At 62.8% G+C, this 16,882-nt stretch carries 12 protein-coding genes; 5 read left to right on the plus strand and 7 right to left on the minus strand.

Annotated features, from left to right (window positions below):
• Positions 1-2: 2 nt before the first annotated feature.
• From P9L99_07965 to P9L99_07995, 7 genes are all read right to left on the minus strand, one after another.
• Positions 3-1,169 carry a hypothetical protein gene (locus P9L99_07965; protein ID MDP8223278.1) on the minus strand — a complete coding sequence of 389 codons (1,167 nt, stop codon included), beginning with the start codon at positions 1,167-1,169 and terminating at the stop codon, positions 3-5.
• A 10-nt stretch (positions 1,170-1,179) separates the two neighbouring features.
• A complete protein-coding gene (locus P9L99_07970) occupies positions 1,180-2,391 on the minus strand; it encodes a hypothetical protein (protein ID MDP8223279.1) in 1,212 nt (403 codons plus the stop codon).
• A gap of 142 nt (positions 2,392-2,533) precedes the next feature.
• Positions 2,534-3,436: an ATP-binding cassette domain-containing protein gene (locus P9L99_07975; GenBank protein ID MDP8223280.1), complete on the minus strand. Its 903-nt coding sequence runs from the start codon at positions 3,434-3,436 to the stop codon at positions 2,534-2,536.
• 7 nt (positions 3,437-3,443) lie between these two features.
• Positions 3,444-3,845: an archease gene (locus P9L99_07980; GenBank protein ID MDP8223281.1), complete on the minus strand. Its 402-nt coding sequence runs from the start codon at positions 3,843-3,845 to the stop codon at positions 3,444-3,446.
• A gap of 2 nt (positions 3,846-3,847) precedes the next feature.
• Positions 3,848-4,894, minus strand: coding sequence for a histone deacetylase (locus P9L99_07985; GenBank protein ID MDP8223282.1), 1,047 nt, complete (start codon positions 4,892-4,894; stop codon positions 3,848-3,850).
• Between the two features lie 52 nt (positions 4,895-4,946).
• Positions 4,947-6,239, minus strand: a complete 1,293-nt coding sequence (locus P9L99_07990; protein MDP8223283.1) for a hypothetical protein — start codon at positions 6,237-6,239, stop codon at positions 4,947-4,949.
• Positions 6,236-8,152, minus strand: coding sequence for a S9 family peptidase (locus P9L99_07995; protein ID MDP8223284.1), 1,917 nt, complete (start codon positions 8,150-8,152; stop codon positions 6,236-6,238). The genes P9L99_07990 and P9L99_07995 overlap by 4 nt, the downstream gene beginning before the upstream one ends.
• A 273-nt stretch (positions 8,153-8,425) precedes the next feature.
• Here P9L99_07995 and P9L99_08000 point away from each other — a divergent pair, with 273 nt between their 5' ends.
• From P9L99_08000 to P9L99_08020, 5 genes are all read left to right on the plus strand, one after another.
• A complete protein-coding gene (locus P9L99_08000) occupies positions 8,426-10,057 on the plus strand; it encodes a hypothetical protein (protein ID MDP8223285.1) in 1,632 nt (543 codons plus the stop codon).
• A gap of 99 nt (positions 10,058-10,156) precedes the next feature.
• A complete protein-coding gene (locus P9L99_08005; GenBank protein ID MDP8223286.1) occupies positions 10,157-11,035 on the plus strand; it encodes a DUF58 domain-containing protein in 879 nt (292 codons plus the stop codon).
• Positions 11,032-12,888, plus strand: a complete 1,857-nt coding sequence (locus P9L99_08010; GenBank protein MDP8223287.1) for a VWA domain-containing protein — start codon at positions 11,032-11,034, stop codon at positions 12,886-12,888. The genes P9L99_08005 and P9L99_08010 overlap by 4 nt, the downstream gene beginning before the upstream one ends.
• Positions 12,872-15,463, plus strand: coding sequence for a VWA domain-containing protein (locus tag P9L99_08015; GenBank protein ID MDP8223288.1), 2,592 nt, complete (start codon positions 12,872-12,874; stop codon positions 15,461-15,463). Before P9L99_08010 ends, P9L99_08015 begins: the two co-directional genes overlap by 17 nt.
• A gap of 2 nt (positions 15,464-15,465) precedes the next feature.
• The gene (locus P9L99_08020; protein ID MDP8223289.1) at positions 15,466-16,449 is read left to right on the plus strand and encodes a MoxR family ATPase; all 984 of its coding nucleotides are present in this window, start codon (positions 15,466-15,468) and stop codon (positions 16,447-16,449) included.
• The last annotated feature ends 433 nt before the right edge of the window (positions 16,450-16,882 follow it).

Genomic DNA, 16,882 nt, shown 5'->3' on the forward strand with positions numbered 1-16,882 from the left:
CGTCAGTCAGCGCCGAGAATCATCACACTGGAAAATTGCAGCAACCCGCCCCAAGCGTGGGCCAAACCCAATTTGAGTTCGCCCGGCACCCGGTAGCCGATTTCGTCGCCGCGCAGTTGTTGAGTGATCGAGATAACTTTTTGCATGCCGGCCCCGGCGATGGGATTGCCCACGCCCAACAGGCCGCCCGAGGCGTTGACGGGTATCACGCCGTCGCGGTTAAAATCGCCGCGCTCGATAGCCCGCCCGCCTTCGCCGATCTCGCACAAACCCAGGGCCTCGGAGTGTTGTAGCTCCTTGTAGGCCACCGGGTCGTACACTTCGGCCAGGTCGAGTTCTTCCCGCGGGTTTTTGATGCCGGCCATTTCGTAGGCCATTTTTCCGGACTTCACCGTTTGGGGCGAATAGGCCGTGTCTTTATAGGCGTAGTGCGGGGAATCCATGCACCAACCCACGCCGCGCACCGTGACGACGGGGCGCTCGGAGAGTTCCCGCGCCTTCTCTTCGGTGGTGAAGATGGCCGCCGCGCCGCCGTCGGAGGCGGGGCTCATCATCATCAGATGGATCGGGTCGACGAGCATCGGGCTGCCCAGCACCATCTCGGTGGTGAAATCGCCCGGCAGTTGCGCGTAGGGATTACCCATTGCGTTGCGTCGGTTTTTCACGGCCACCATGGCGATTTGCTCGGGGGTGATCCCGTGCACGTGCATGTAGCGCTTCATCTGGCAGGCGATGCCGTTGAGCAGATTGATGTCGAGGGGACGTTCGTAAAATTCATCGAAGATCGTCCGGAAGATCTGCTGCGGGTGCGGCCGCGGGGGGCTCATCTTTTCGGCGCAGATGCACAGCACCGCGTCGCTGTAGCCCGAGGCGATCTGCCACCACGCGGCGATCGGAGCGGTGACGCCGGTGGCGCCGCCGGTGGAATGCCGGGAGAAGGCTTTGCCCTTGGCGCCGACGCCGCAGATCATCGCCTCGCCCTTCATGTGAATGCCGTCGAATCCGTCCACGGCGCTGCCGTACACGACGCCGTCCACGTCGTCGATGGTCATGCCGGCGTCCTGTAACGCGTGGTAGGCGGCCTCGAAGGCGATTTCTTCGCTGGTTTCTGGTTTGCGGGAGCGGAAGGTCGTCTGACCCACGCCGACAATAGCTACTTTGCGTGTCATGCCGACCTCCTTATGCCGAAAGATCGTCGACTGCTACAACTGCAGCCGCGCCGGTTGTTGCCGCCGGTCCGAACAAGGTGGAAATGAGGGCTTGCGCCGCCCGGCCGCGTCGATCTTCGTGGGTTGCCAGCCAGGTCGTTTGGCCGGCCGAGAAATCGTGTGCGAATTCTTCGCCGAATCCGGCCCGCAGCAGCCAGCCCGTTTCGGCCAACGCCCGCGTGCCCGCGCCGGTAAACAAGTCACCGGAGCCCAAGCGCCCTCCAGAGGGGTTGATCGCCAGTTCGCCGTCGGCGGCGAAGCGTCCGCCTGCCACGTCGTCGGCCAGGCGCGCCGCGTCGCTTAACCCGAATTCGAGGGCCGCCATCGCTTCGCGATGCGCGTAGCGGTCATCGAGTTCGGCAAAAGCAAGTGTGCCGGTGGGGTCGGTGATGCCCGCGTCACGATAGACGCGCGTCGCCACGCTCTTCAGGTGCGGGAAGGCGCCGTAACGCCGCGAGCCGTTCCACGAAGTTTCAGCGGCGAACGAGAAGCTCTTCAAGGTAAGCAGCGGCCGCGCTGTCTTATGGCGCGCCGCGATTTCCTTCGCTTTCTCTTCGCTCGCCAGAATAATCGCCACCGCACCGTCGGCGGGGACGGCTTTTTCAAAGCGGGTAATTCCCTCAACGATGGGCGCGCCGGCCAGGATTTGATCCACTGACACCGGCTCGCCGTAGGGCGCGCCGGCGGCGTGATTTTTCGCGGCGATAAGGGCAGCGATGCGCCGGTCCAGGCCGGTTTCGTGCCGGAAGCGCATCCATTCCATGCCGGCCAGCGCTTCGGCGACGTTGCACACGGGCTGGTCGTAGAAGGGATCCATCGCCATGGCATCGAGCCTGTCCAGTTGGGCCTCGGCGGATTTCTCATAGCCGCCGACAAGCACGACATCGAACACGCCGGCCTCGATTTGCATGGCTGCATGCAGGACGGCCAGGAGGCTGTCGCCGCAAATGCGGTCGTTGGGTTTTAGTTTGGCGGCCAAGGCATCGGTGGTGAATTCGTCGGCGATGCTGCGCCCTTCGACCAAGTCTTCCGAAGCGGTCAACGCCGCTTGAATTTCCGTGTGGTCGAGCGCGGCATCGGCCAGCGCATCGGTGACGGCCGCGAACAATACGTCGCGGTAGGTGAGGTGCGGTAACTCGGGCGCGATGTCGCTTTTCCCCAAGCCCACCAGACAGACGGTCATACGGACCTCCCAATTATTTGGATTTTCCCATTTGTGTTGCACGAAAGACGCTCAGACCGTAGCGGGGACGCCCGCGGCTGTCAAGGATTCGGCCCCGTTTTCTATGGCTTTAAAGTGCGGCGGGGCGATCGGGCGAGGGGCTTCAGACGCCGCGTACGTAGTGGCCCGGAGCGGCCTCGCGCCAGGGGGCGTCGGGCGGCAACCAGGCGTCGTTTTTTTCGGTCGCCGCAGGCCCGGCCAGTAGGTGGCGGTCGGCCGGATGGAGGGCGGGAATCGCGGCGATCAGCGATTGCGTGTAGGGGTGCAGCGGGCGGCGGATCAGCGATTCGGTCGGGCCGAGTTCGACGGCGTGGCCGCGGTACATCACCAGCACGCGCTCGGTGAGGGCGCGCACGACGCGCAGGTCGTGGGAGATGAAAAAGAGGGTGACGCCGGTTTCGCGCACCAGGTCGGCCAGGAGTTCGAGGATTTGCGTTTGAATCGACACATCGAGGCTGGCGACCGGTTCGTCGGCGATCAGCATTTTCGGTTCGACGGCCAAGGCGCGGGCGATGCCGATGCGTTGGCGCTGGCCACCGGACAGCTCGTGCGGAAAGCGACGCAGCAGACTCGCATCGAGCCCGACCTTTTCCAGCCACTGCACGACGATATCGCGGCGCGCGGCGGCGGTTCGGCCGAGGCGGTGTACGCGCAGGGGTTCAGCGATCGCGGCGCCCACCCGCAAGCGCGGATCGAGAGCGCCCGCGTTGTCCTGAAAGATCATCTGCATGTGGCGGCGCAGGCGTCGGCGTTGGTCCGGGTTGGCGTGGTGTACGTCCGCGCCGTCGAAGCGCACCGCACCTTCGTCCGGCTGCAGCAGACCCATGACCACGCGGCCCAGCGTGGTTTTTCCCGAACCCGATTCGCCCACGACGCCCAGTTTGCGGCCGCGATCCAGCGACAGCGACACGCCAGCCACCGCCGCGACGGGCTCACCGCCGCGCGCGAACATGCCCCCGGCGGGCGCGAAACGTTTGGTGAGGTTGTCGACTTCGAGAAAGCTCATCGGTCCCTCACAGGTCAAACAGGATGCGCACGCGCCACCCTGCGGATGATTCCACGACACGCAGATCGTGATAGGTCACGGCCTTGACCGCGCCGGTCAGCGACGCCGCCGGGTGCAACGTCACCATCGCCGTCAGCTTCGTCTCCGAGGCTACCGAAAGCTCGACGCCCATGGCAAGTACGCCGTCGAGTTCGGCCCACACGAGATGACTGCTGAGCCAGCGTACCAGCAACTCCTCGCGATCCAAACCGACCAATTCCACGGCCCGCGTCTCGGCGGGGCGCCGGCGGTCGGCGTCGCCCAGTTGCTTGCGAAACGCGTGCATGGCCTCGGTGATCAAGGCGGGCCAGGATGCGGCAGTGATTTCCAGCAGCAGGTCGGCGGTATGCGGCAGTTCACGCCACGGCACGGTCAACCACTCAACGTCTTCCAGTGGGTGCGGTGCTCGGCTATGACGCGCCGGATGACGGTGTCGACGGCTTCCTCCCGCAGGGGCTCGGCGTTGAGCACGGCGGCGTTGGCTTCGCCGGTGATGAGGGCGTCGAGCGTATGGCGGACGCCTTGGGTCAGGCCGTCGAGGTTGTAACCGCCTTCGAGAACCAGAAGCAGGCGGCCGTCGCAACATTCGCGGGCGATGTCGAGCATGTGCTTGGCAAGCGCGCCGTATCCTTCGACGGTCAGCGCCATAGCGCCGAGGGGATCGTGTTCGTAGGTGTCGTACCCGGCGCTGACGACCACGAAATCCGGTTGGAACTCGCGGGCCAGCGGTTGGATAATGCGCTTCATGATTTGCAGAAAGTCTCCGTCACCGAACCCGTGTGAGAGCGGCACGTTGACGGTGTAATGCCGCCCCGCGCCGCGACCGATTTCCGTGAAATTGCCGGTACCGGGGAAGTAGGGGTATTGGTGCGTGGAGACGTACAGCACTTGGTCGGTGTCTTCAAACGAATGTTGGGTGCCGTTGCCGTGATGCAGGTCCCAATCGTAAATCATCACGCGCTTGGCGCCGTGTCGCCGGATGGCGTATTCGGTAGCCACGGCCACGTTGTTGAACAGGCAAAAGCCGGATGACCGGTTGGCTTCGGCGTGGTGCCCCGGCGGGCGCGTGGCGGTGAAGACGTGCTCCACTTGGCCGTCGAAGATCGCATCCACCGCGGCGAGCAGGCCGCCGGTGGACAGCAACGCGGCGCGGTAGCTTTTAGGGCTGGTGCCGGTGTCGGGGTCCAGCCGCACGCACCGGCCCTCGGTGCTCGCGACCAGATCGATATACGCTTGATCGTGAATCCAGCCGAGTTCTTCCGAGGTCGCGTCCCGCGGTTCGACGGCGGTCAGGCGGTCGGCGAAATCCCGGTCGACCATGGCATAAATGCTCCGCAGGCGTTCCGGGCTTTCGGGGTGATAATCGTCGATGATGTGCTCGAGGTAGAGTGGATGGCGAACAAAGCCGGTCTTGCCCATGACGTGCCTCCGAGCGTAATACCAGCCTATTATGTGGGTTTGACGCGCCCTGTCAAATTCCGGAAACGTCCGTCAAAACGGTGCGCTTAAGGAACTTTGCGAGCGCTCGACCCAGCGCGGCGTGGCCCTCGACGGTGGGGTGTGTCACGTCGAAAAAGCGTCCCCCGGCGAGGACCGGACGCGTATCCCAGAAGTGAACGTGACCGTGGTCCGCGGCGGCACGGCGGAAAAGCATGGCGGTAGGCACGGCGGTGAAGCTCCCATCGGCTTTGGTGCCGGGGGCCAGCACGAGTTCCACGCCCGTGTTGCGGGTACGGATGATCCACGAATCGAGCAGCGAACTCATCTGTTCGGTCATCGCTTCATTCAGGCCCGCGAGTTCCGGTTCGATGCGCGGCTCATAGAGCGCTTCGGAGCGAAGACGCCGCCAATTGCGGCCAGTGGAGGTGGCGAACCAGGCGAGCTTTAGACGCGCCAACCAAAGATTGGACGTACACGCCTCGACGGCCAGGCGGCGGCGCGACTCATCGCTGGGCAGGTTGCCGACCAGCGCCTCGAGTTTGCGCCACACCTTGACCGGGACGCCGGCCGCGTCGCCGATGGCGCCGGTGTAATAGACCACGACATCGTGCTCCAAGCGGCTGAGGATGTCGCGGTAGTAGACCCAGATGGCCACGTCGCCGCCGTAAATGCCCGCGTTGTAGAAGCGAATCGCGTCATCGGCCAGCGTCTTTTCGGCGACGGCGGGAAACGCGTCGGACTCGCCGGGCAGCCCCGCGCCGATGACCACGCTCGAGCCGGTGATAAACACGCGCTTTTGCCCGGAAGGTTTCTCCTTCGTCACCGATTCGTTGCCGATGAACTCGGCGGTGAGGTTCGTCTTGTTGCCCAGAAAGTTCGTGATGCGGTCGATGTCCCAACGCAGGCTGGGGGCCCACGGGATCAAGCCCTCATGCCGGGCGTCCCACCAGGGCGAGGGCTGCGCGAGTTCGCCCGAACCCAGTGCGACGATCAACAAAAGCGGCACGACGAACCAACGCGGCCGCTGTCGCATGGCGAGCACGCAAACCGTTCCCGCCGCGACGCCGCCGAGGAAAAACAACGCGGCGAACAGCCCCGGAAAGATCGTGCCGGGACCCAGCAGCAGCATTGTCACCGCCAGCGCGGCCGGTCCGATGGAAAGCGCCGCACCGGAGATGCGCCAATCATGCCGGCAGTCCAACGCGAGTATGCCGACGCCCGCCAGGTAAAAAGCGAGCGCGGCCGCCACGACCCATGCCGATCCACCGGCCGCCAGCGCGACCGGCAGCAAAATTAGGGCCGGCAGCAGCAGACCGTATTTCACGGCGTCGGTTCTTCCTTCTTCAGCAGATGCTTTTTAAGGAACGCAGCCATCTTCGGGTAGGCGTCGCGTTTGTTGGTGAGCTTTCGCAGGCCGTGTCCTTCGTCGTCGTAGGCCAGCAGTTCCACCGGCATGTCGCGTTTTTGGAGCGCGGCGACGATTTGTTCCGCCTCGTGGAAGGGCACGCGCGGGTCGTTTTTCCCGTGGATGACCATGAGCGGCGCGCGAATCAGGTCCACCTTGTGGATGGGGCTGATGCGTCGCAGCAGTTCGCGGTTATCGAGACTGCCGTACTCCGCCTCACGGATCTTGCGTCGCCAGGCCCCGGTTTTTTCGAGGAAGGTTTCGAAATTGGCGATGCCCACCACGCACACGCCGGCGGCAAACAGGTCGGGGTATTCGGTGAGACCCGCCAGCACCATGTACCCGCCGTAGGAGCCGCCGTAGAGCGCGACGCGACGGCTGTCGATTTCCGGGATTTCCTTTTCCAGAAACGTAACCAGGTCGGCCATATCGGCCACGCTGTCGAGCCGTTTTTCCTTGTCGTCCAGGTGGGCGAAGGTTTTGCCATAGCCCGAGGAGCCGCGCACATTGGGCACGACAACAGCGAAACCCTGGTTCAAGAAGTATTGAGTAATATAGGAGAAACTGGGCCGTGCCTGACCTTCGGGTCCGCCGTGCAGCATCATCACGCAAGGAGCTTTTCGGCCGGGCGGCTGGTCCTTGGGAAGGTATACGAAAGCCGGAAAACGCTTGCCGTCCCGCGTGGGGACCGACGCCGTTTTCGGTTCGATGAAACTCTCGACCGGAATACCGGCGGTGCTGGATTCGGTTAACCGCCGCACTTGCCCCGTGGCCGGGTATACAAGGTAGAGGTCGGCGGGATGGTTTGCAGAAGTGAAGGTAACGACGAGAGATTCTCCCTTGGTCGAAAGCGCAAACGACCACAACACGCCGCGCGGCAGCACCGGGGGCGGCAGCATTTTTTCCCGCATCAGGTCGCTGAGCACAACGTGGGAGAAACCGTTGATGTTGGTGGTGTAGGCCATCACGACGCCGTTACGCGAGAATGTTAGATGTCCGTTGTTCCACGGGCCTTTGTCTTGATAGACAAGCGTGCGCTTTTTGACGTTGAGAAAGCCTAGCTTGGTGAATTCGCCGCCGAGATTAGAAAAGAGGAAAAAGCCTTCCGCCGATTCGCGCCCCACCGGCCACCGCACCGCGGAATAGGTCGCCCACCCGGTGTGGGGAGTCAGCAGGGCCGGTTCGCCGGGCTCTTCCAAGTCGACGAGATAAAGGTTGTTGTCGTAATTGGAGTCCCATTTTGAGACGACCAAACGCCGGCCGCTGGGGCTGAACGCCGCCGGGACGAGGTACGCCTCCATTTCACAGACGAGGCGGCTGGTCCCGGTAGCCAGTTCCAACACGTAGACATCGAAGTAGGCGGAATTGCGGTCGTTGGACGCGTACGCGATGAGTTTGCCGTCGCGCGACCAGGTGCCGAGATTGTGGATGGCTTCGTCGTTGTGGGTCAAGCGGCGGACGTTTTGGCCGTCGGCGTCCATGAGAAACAGTTGGCGGCGTTCGTTGCCGCCGGCCGCTTTGGCAAAGAGCAGCAGGTTGGAGTCGGTGGGTGACGCGACGACGTAATCCACGGCGTCTTCGTAGTCGGTCAATTGCACAGGCGCGCCGCCGGTGACGGAGATCTTCCACGCCTGGCTCGTCCCCGAAACATTGGTGCGGTACACGACGGTTTGGCCGTCGGCGGTGAAATCGGCGTCGTAGGCCTGCTTGATATCGAGATAGGCTTCGATGGGATAGGGAGGTCCCGGCGGCGGCGTGGGTTCCGGCGCGGCGAACACCGCGGGTAGCAGCCAAAAGAATAACATTGCAGGCAGCAGCAGCCGGATTCTCATCCTTGTTCCCCCGTTTGTTTGACGTTCCATACTTTGTCACCAACCGAAAGGCGATACAACATAGTTCGGAAACCGGCGTCTGTCGAAAGATGTGACGAAATCGCACACTTTCCTTTTCCCAATGGCAACCTTATCTTCAAAGGTGGAAAATCGCCGCGCTGGAAGCGCCGACCGAGAAAACACTTTCCCGGTTGCAAGAAATGAAAATTTGCGGAAAACTACGCCGTTACAGGTCGTCCCTGGCTGGGTCGAACGATTGGATGAATGTACTAGATGAGTCTGCGACAAACCCTTCACCTCGTGGCCAAGGCCCGGACCAGGGAATTAGTCTTTCGCCTCGGGCGTGCTATGTCCTACTGCTTGCCCGCCGGCGGCTTGGCCGCGGTCGCGGCGACGTTCCTGTATTCTCTGGCCGTCATCTCACGTAGCGCATTGGTTGTCTCGATAGGCGTAATCGCCGCCGCGGTTCTCGTGGCCGCGGTCGTCTACGCCGCGTTTGGCGTATCGCTATCGCGCCTGGCCCGCCTGCTGGATCGCCGCGCCGGGCTCAAGGATCGCTTCACCAACGCGCTCGAATTCGCCGCGCGTCCGCAGCGCTCGCCGCTGATGGACCTGGCCATTGCCGACGCCGAGGAAAACGCCGCGGCCACCAGCGCGCCCGCGCTCGTACCTGCCTGGCACGCAAGCAACTGGAAGCGGCTGGCGACTCTCGCGCTGCTTCTGCCGCTCATCTATGCGCTGGCCGCGTTTCAATTGGCCGGGCTGTTCGACAAAGAGGAGCCTGATTTCCTGGGGTCGATCAAACCGCCGGTGCCCGCCGAATTGGCCGAGGATGGTTTCCGCGATCTGCCGGAAACGCCGATGATGCTGCCGGCGATATCGGGTTTTCGCGGCGCACTGGGCAACTGGCGGCAACGGCTGACCGAACTGCGCGAGCGAGCCCGCAAGTTGGCCCAGCAGAGGCCGAGTGAAGAACCGCAATTGCCCGAAACGATCTACCGCGAGGATTTGGCCCGAGCCGGCCGCAAGCGGGCGCCGCAGATTCTCGCCATCGACGGGCTGCCCGCCGTGCGGGAAACCGGCAACCTGCATCTTTCCGACGCGCGCGCCCTCGGCGATATCGACGGGCAGATCGACGTGTCGATGCAGCAGGCCTTCAACGAATTGGACCAGTCTTCTCTCGATGGCGACCCGCGCATCCAGGAGGTTGAGGAATACATCAACAAGCTCAAGGAAGAAGGTGCGAAGGGGCGGCAGCAGGGCAAGATGACGGGCTTGATGTCCGGCTTCGGCGCCAACGGACCCGACGCCGATCCGATGGGCGCGTTTCGTAACGCCACCCAGGGCGCACAGCAGGAGAGTTTCAACGAATTCTTGGAGCAATACGCCGCGCACCTCTCGCGCATGATTGACGCCAAGCGAGACGTCAACGCCAAGCGCGCGGCTCGCCGTGGCCAACAACCGGGCGGCAAAAAGAAGCGTATTCTGGTCGCGGACCAGGGTCAGCAGTTGCCCGAGGACGCCGAGTTGCGCATGGTGAAAATGACCGACGAGATGCAGCAAGGCGTCAAGCTCGACGGCGATATCGGCCGGCAGATCAGTCCCACCGAAGGCAAGTCGAAAGCCGGACGCGGCGGCGGCACGTTCCGCGGTGCGATCAAGGTGAAACACGAAGACGCGAACGGGCCGGGCCGCAAGGAAGTGTTGAAGGGCAAGCTGGGCGAAGGCAAAACCACGATGCAGATCCTGGAAGATGTCGAGGAAAACAATCGCGCGACGTACAACGAGCTGTTGGCCGATTATCGGAAAGACGCGTTGGAGCGGCTCAACGACCCGACCATTCCGGCCTCGGTGAAAGCGTACGTGCAGCGATATCTGGCTTCTATCGGCTCGCAGAAAGAATAACCGGGCCGGTATCTGGTATCCGCCATTGGCGGTATGTCGATTGTCACGGTTCGAAATATGGGTTGGCGCATTTAACGAAGTCCAGGGGGGAGTTCGCTTTTGGGCAAACTGTTTGACGAGGAATTCCTGAAGAAGCTGGAGTACCTCTACGTGCTGTCGAAGAAGCTTTTTGCCGGCAAGCAGCGCGCACAAACAAGGTCCAAGAAAATCGGCTGGGGTATGGAGTTCGCCGACTACCGCGACTACACCCCGGGCGACGATCCCCGCTACCTGGATTGGAATCTGTACGCCCGCGTCGGCACGCTGGTGACCAAGCTGTTCCACGAAGAGGAAAACCTCAACGTCTACTTCCTGCTCGACGCCAGCCTCTCCATGGATTACGGGCATCCATCCAAGTTCGAATACGCGAAAAAAGTCGCCGCCGCGCTCGGGTACGTATCGTTGTCGAACCTGGACACCGTGGCCATTCAGCCCTTCGGCGGCGAACTGCTGGCCCCGCTCGAACCCATTCGCGGCAAGGGCCGCGTGATGAAAATGTTCGAGTACCTCGAAAACCTGCCGCCCGCACCGCGCACCGACATCGCCAAGGCGGTCAGCGCTTTTGTCGCCAAGACCAAGACCAAGGGGCTGCTGGTGGTCATCTCTGATTTTTGGGATGAAGAGGGTTACGAGCGCGCCTTGAAAACCGCCTATTCGGCGGGCTTCGATTTGTCGGCCGTCTGCCTGCATCACGATTACGAGGCCGAGCCCAAATGGCGCGGCAACGTCACCATGGCCGACAGCGAAACCGGCAAGCGGCTGCAGGTGACCATTAGCAACCGCACGCTGAAAAAATATCATGCGGAATACGAATCCTACCTCGAACGACTGCGCACGGTGTGCCACGTGCTGCATTGCCACTATCTGTATGCGCGCACCTCGTTGCCCTTCGAGGACATGATCCTCAACGTCTTTCGCCAGGGGCATTTCATCAAATGACGGCGCACGGCATCAGTTGGGGAACCTTTGCCGCGCTCTACGGCGCGTTGGCGGCGGCAATCATCGTCATTTTCCTGCTGCGCCTGACGCGCCGGGGACGAGCGGTCAGCTCGACGTTGATCTGGGAAAAGGTTATCGGAGCGCGCCGCTCGCTGTGGCAGGAGATCGTCAGCCTCATCGTGCAGTTGCTGCTGATCCTCCTGATTTGCCTGGCGCTGGTGGACCCGCGGCCGCCGGCCGAAAACATCACCCGGCGCTGGGTCGGCGTCGTATTCGACTCTTCCGAAAGCATGGCCGCGCGGCAGGACGACGCTTCCCGCCTGCGCCAAGCCGGCCGCCGTGCGTGGGAGTCGCTGGAAGCGCTGGACGAGACCGATCGCGTGATGATCGTGCGCGCCGGTTCCACTGTCGAGGCGCTCACGCCCTTTACCGGTAGCCAGAAGGAAATCAAGAAAGCCCTGGCGGCTTTGGAAGCCGACGGCGTGCGGCCGCAGTTCAACGAGGCGGTTTCGTATGTGCTGTCGGCCTTCGACTACGCCGAGATCGGCGAAAACGACACCAAGCATTTATGGATTGTCACCGACCGGCCCGAAGACTTGAACGTGCCGCAAATCGACGGCGTGGATACGCGCGTGGTCACGACCGGCACGCCGGCGGCGAACGTGGCGATCACCTCGTTTTCGGTGCGCCGCACGATGAACCTTTCCGCGTCCTACGATCTGATGGTCGAAGTGACCAACTACGGCGAGGCGAACGCCACGGCCAACCTGGCCATTTTCACCGAGAAGCAAACACTTGGCGTGCAGACGCTGTCGCTGGCGCCGAGCGAGACCTTCTTGAAAGTGTTCGGGCTGCCCTTCGAGGCCTCCGGCAAGCTGACGGCGCTGCTGCGGGAAATCGCCTTTGCGGGCGGTGCGGTCGACGCGCTGCGCTCCGACGACGCCGCCTTTGCCTTTGTGCCGCCGGTGCGCAAGGCCCGCGTCGTGCTGGTGAGCAACAAAAACGTCTTCCTCTACAACGCTCTGGCGTTGAATCCGGAGATCAGCCTCAACTCCTTGTCCCCCGGCGAGTACACGCACGCGATGTCCGTGGGCGCGGACGTGGTGGTCTTCGACCGCTTCGCGCCCAAGCAGCTCCCGGCGTGCAGCGCCGTGTATTTCGGCCCGGCGGGTGGCCCCTTCGCCAGCGCGGGGAAGAAAGAAGACCCGGCGATGACCAGTTGGGCCGATGGGCACCCGGTTTTGCGCCACGTCACGATGGACAAACTGACGATCGAGGAAACGCAGGTGTTTCAGCCGCAGGCGAAAGATGTCGTGCTGATGGGCCATTACGACAACGCCCTGATGCTGCTGCGCGAAAGCGAAGGGCGCTTCTTGCTGGGCGTGGGCTTTGATTTGGCCGCGACCGATTTCCCCTTGCAGTCGGCGTTTCCGATTTTCATGCACAACGTCGTGCATGTCTTCTCGCGGCGGCCGGAAGGAGAGATCCGCACCAGCTATCAGATCGGCGAGCGCGTCGAATTGGCGGTGACCGCCGGACGCGAGCAAGTGGTGGTGAAGACGCCGCTGGACAAAAAAGAAGTGGCCCCGGTGCGCGCCGGTCAGGCTGTGTACCGCCCCGCCACACCGGGTTTCTATCAATACGCCGACGCGGGCGCCCTACGGGTGTTTGCCGTCAGCTTGACCGAACCGGCCGAATCCGACCTGACCGTCGGCGAGGTCGTTGCGATGCCGGAAGTGAAACGTCAAACCAAAGCCGTCACGGCCGAGATATGGTGGCCGTGGCTGGTGTTGGCGGCGCTGTTACTCGCCGCCTTGGACACGGTGCTGTTTTTCTATGGGCGATTGGCTTGAATACATAAGAGGGCTGTCCTTCGGCGCTCCGACCTACTTGGTCGTGTTGCTCACCCTTGGGGTGGGCGCGGCCATTGCGGGATTGGTGTGGATTTCGCGCCGCAGCCGGCTGATGCTGCGTCCGATCACCCGCATTCTCGTGGTGGTGGGCACGGGTGTGAGTTTACTCGCACTGGGCCTGGCATACGGTGAAGTGATTCACACCAAACAGGAAAAGCATCTGGCGGTCGCGCTTTTGGTCGACGGCTCGGCTTCGGTGCCCGACGCCGAACTGGAACGCGCGCGGCAGTGGGTGTCCCAGGCCTACGCCCAACGCGGCGACACATGGCTGCGCACCGTGGTTTTCTCCAAGGACACCCGTCTGCTGACCGCCGCCGATACCGCCCCGACGATCGACCGGCCCGACGATTCGCACGGCACCGACATCGCCGCCGCGGTCGGCCAGGCCATCGAACTGTTTCCCGAGAACCACACGCGCCGCCTCGTGCTGCTGACCGACGGCAACCAAACCGAGGGCGACCTGGTCGGCCAAGCAGCCAGTGCCGCGGGGCACGGCGTGGAATTGCACGCCCTCATGCTCGGCACGCGCGACGACCGCGACCTGTTCATTGAGGCGATCAATGTGCCGGCTGCGGCCCGGCCGGGCGAATTGGTCAAAGTGAGCGTGGTGATCGTGTCCAATTTCGAAACCCCGGCGCGGCTGCAACTGAGTTTCGCCGGCCGCTCGATCTTCAATGAGACAGTCGAGGTGAAACCGGGCCGGAACGTGTTCGAAACCGAAACCCGGGTGCGCGGCAAGCAGTCCGCGTCGTTCATCGCGACCGTCAACGCCGAAGGCGACATGCACGATGACAACAACAAGTTGTCGGCCTCGATGCGCGTGGCCTCGCAACCCAGCGTGGCGCTCTTTTCCGGCGATCTGGACCAGGACCTGCCGCTCGTGGAAGCCCTCGACGCGGCGCGCATCACCGTGCGGCCCGGCCGGCAATCGACCCTGCCGCGTAGCGCCGGCGCGCTGTATCCCTTCGACGTCGTGGTGCTTTCCGACTTGGATTACAAAGCCATGTCCGACGCGCAGCAAGCGGCGTTGATGCAATACGCCCGCGATGGCGGCGGCGGCGTGGTCGTGTTGGGTGGGGATAAGACCGGCGAGTTGGGCAAGAAGAAGACCGAGGAGCCGATCGAAAAAATGATGCCGGTCCGCTTCAAAGAGAAGAAAAAGACCGAGCCGAACCCCGTGACGCTCGTGCTGGTGATCGACAAGTCCGCGTCCATGGCCCGCGAGCGCAAATTCGCCATGGCGGTCCGAGCCGCTAACGAAACCATCGACGCCCTGGCCGAACGTAGCCGGGTCGGCGTCGTGCTCTTCGACGACTTTCCGCGGTGGGCGGTCCACATGCAAAAGGTGGGCGACGCCGAGAGCAAGCAAAAGCTGCAGGATAAATTGCGCTCCTTCGGCGTGGATGGCGGCACCTCGATTTATCCGGCGATCGGCGAGGCGTACAAGAAGCTCAAGGACGACAAGGCTAAGGTCAAGCACATCATTTTGCTCTCCGACGGTATTTCGCTGACCACCTTCGACCAGTGGGGCCACCTCGTGGAATGGATGGGCGGCAAGCGGATCACCATCTCGACCGTGGCGCTCGGGAAGGAATCGGACCAGCCGCACCTGCGCAAGATCGCGGAGGTCGGCGGCGGGCGGTATTACTACACCGAAGACTTCACGCAGATCCCGCGCATCTTCCTGGAAGAGACGAAGAAGATCAGCAAAACCGGCGCGATCGAAAAGAAGATCAAACCCGAACTGCTGAAAAAGGGCGACATGCTCGAAGGCCTGCCGCTGACCAATATCCCTCATCTCGCCGGTTACAACACGTCCGATCCCAAGCCGACCAGCGAGGTTTTCCTGACCGCCGAACGCGGCGAGCCGCTGCTGACGCGCTGGCGTTTCGGGTTGGGCCGCGTCACCGTGCTGGGCACCGACAGCGGCGCGAAGTGGGCCGCCGGGTGGCGCAAGTGGGGGCAATACGCGCCGATCATGGCGCATATCGTGCGCGGCACGATGGCCGACCTGGCGTTGCGTAATTACCGCATCGAAGCGCGTAGCGCCGACGATTTCACCAACGTGAACGTCGACGCCACCGATCAGTACGGGAACTTCGTCAACGACCTGAAATTGACGCTCAAGGTTTCCGGACCCGATGATTTCGAGGGCGAAGTGGTGCTGTCGCAATCCCGGCCCGGCGGGTACGACGGGCGCTTCCAGGTGCCGCAGTTCGGAACCTATAGTTTGCGCGTGGTGCCCGAAGGCGGCGGCTTGATTCGCAGCCAGGGCGTGGGTCAAGTGAATTTGACGCCCCCGCCCGAATTCGTGGCCACCCGGCCCAACCGCGCGCTATTAACCCGCGCCACCGCCACCGGCGGCGGCAAACTTAACCCTTCAATCGAAGAAATTTTCGCTGTGCCGGAAGTCGAATACCCGCACCGCAAACCGCTTTGGAACGTGATGCTGTACGTTGCGTTAGGCAGCTTGTTGCTGACACTGCTGATTCGCCGCGGCATCCTGGGAGGATAACGATGACCGATTATAAAGCCCGTGTAGCCGAATTCGCCGATACCTTTAAGCAAGTGCGCGCCGAAGTCGGCAAGGTGATCGTCGGCCAGGAAACGGTCGTGCTCGACCTGCTCAAGACAGTTTTCGCCAACGGCCACGCTCTTATCGAAGGCGTGCCGGGGTTGGGCAAGACGCTGCTGGTATCGACGCTCGGCCAGGTGTTCGATTTGTCGACCGGCCGCATCCAGTTCACGCCGGATTTGATGCCGACCGACATCCTGGGCACCAACATGATTTTGGAAGACGCCGACGGCCGCAAGCGCTTCCAGTTCCAACACGGACCGATTTTCGCGCAGATCGTGTTGGCCGACGAAATCAACCGCGCCACGCCCAAAACGCAGTCGGCGCTGCTGCAGGCGATGCAGGAACGGTCGGTGTCGATCGCGGGCACGACCTTTGATCTGGAGCTGCCGTTTTTCGTGCTGGCCACCCAGAACCCGATCGAAATGGAAGGCACCTATCCGCTGCCCGAGGCGCAAATCGACCGCTTCCTGACCAAGATCCAAATCGAATACCCGTCCCAGAAAGACTTGATGGCCATCCTCGATCAGACGACCGGCATCGAAACCCCCGCGGCGTCGCGGGTTATGGACGGCAAGCAGATTATCGCGGCACAGCAACTCGCCGCGCAGATCCCCGTGCCCGACCACGTGCGCGAAGCGGTGACCCACCTGGTGCTCGCCACGCACCCGGAAAGCGAGCTGTCGGGCGATAAAGTCAAAAAGTACGTGCGCTACGGCGCCAGCCCCCGCGGCGGCCAGGCGCTGCTGACCACGGCGAAGGTGTCGGCGCTGATCGACGGCCGCTACTCGGTGAGCATCGACGACGTGCGCGACGTGCTGCACATCTGCCTGCGGCACCGGCTGCTGCTTTCCTTCGAGGGCGAGGCCGAAGGCATGAACACCGACCACCTCCTCAATGAGGTCGCTGCGACGGTCCTAAAGTAAAACCGCCAGGCAGTGCCAGGCAGTGCCTGGACCGGGTAAGACCCGGTGCTGGGACCGGGTGCATCCGACGACGTTGCCGTCACCGCGACCGCTCCCGTTGGTCGCTTTGCGAGCCCGGGCAAGGCCCGGCGCTAAACCCGCGTGCATCGGGCGACGATGTTGTCACGGCGACCGGCGTCTTCGCCGTCTTTACGAGTCACACACAAAACCGTAGGAGCCGGGGCGCCATAGGCTCACCGCCATCGGCGGGGAGGCTGTGCGGCTCAACCTTGCGTTCACCCGACCAGAGGCGCAAAGCGCCCCGCATATACGAATAATTAAAATAGGTGATAGACCCGCCCTTGATTTTATATAGGGGGGGGGTAGAATGGGTTTTGTTGGATGCGGCGCGACGTAGATTTCCCACCTGATTTTTCGACAGCGAGTCCTTTCA

It is taken from the genome of Candidatus Lernaella stagnicola, from assembly GCA_030765525.1.
Classification (GTDB): domain Bacteria; phylum Lernaellota; class Lernaellaia; order Lernaellales; family Lernaellaceae; genus Lernaella; species Lernaella stagnicola.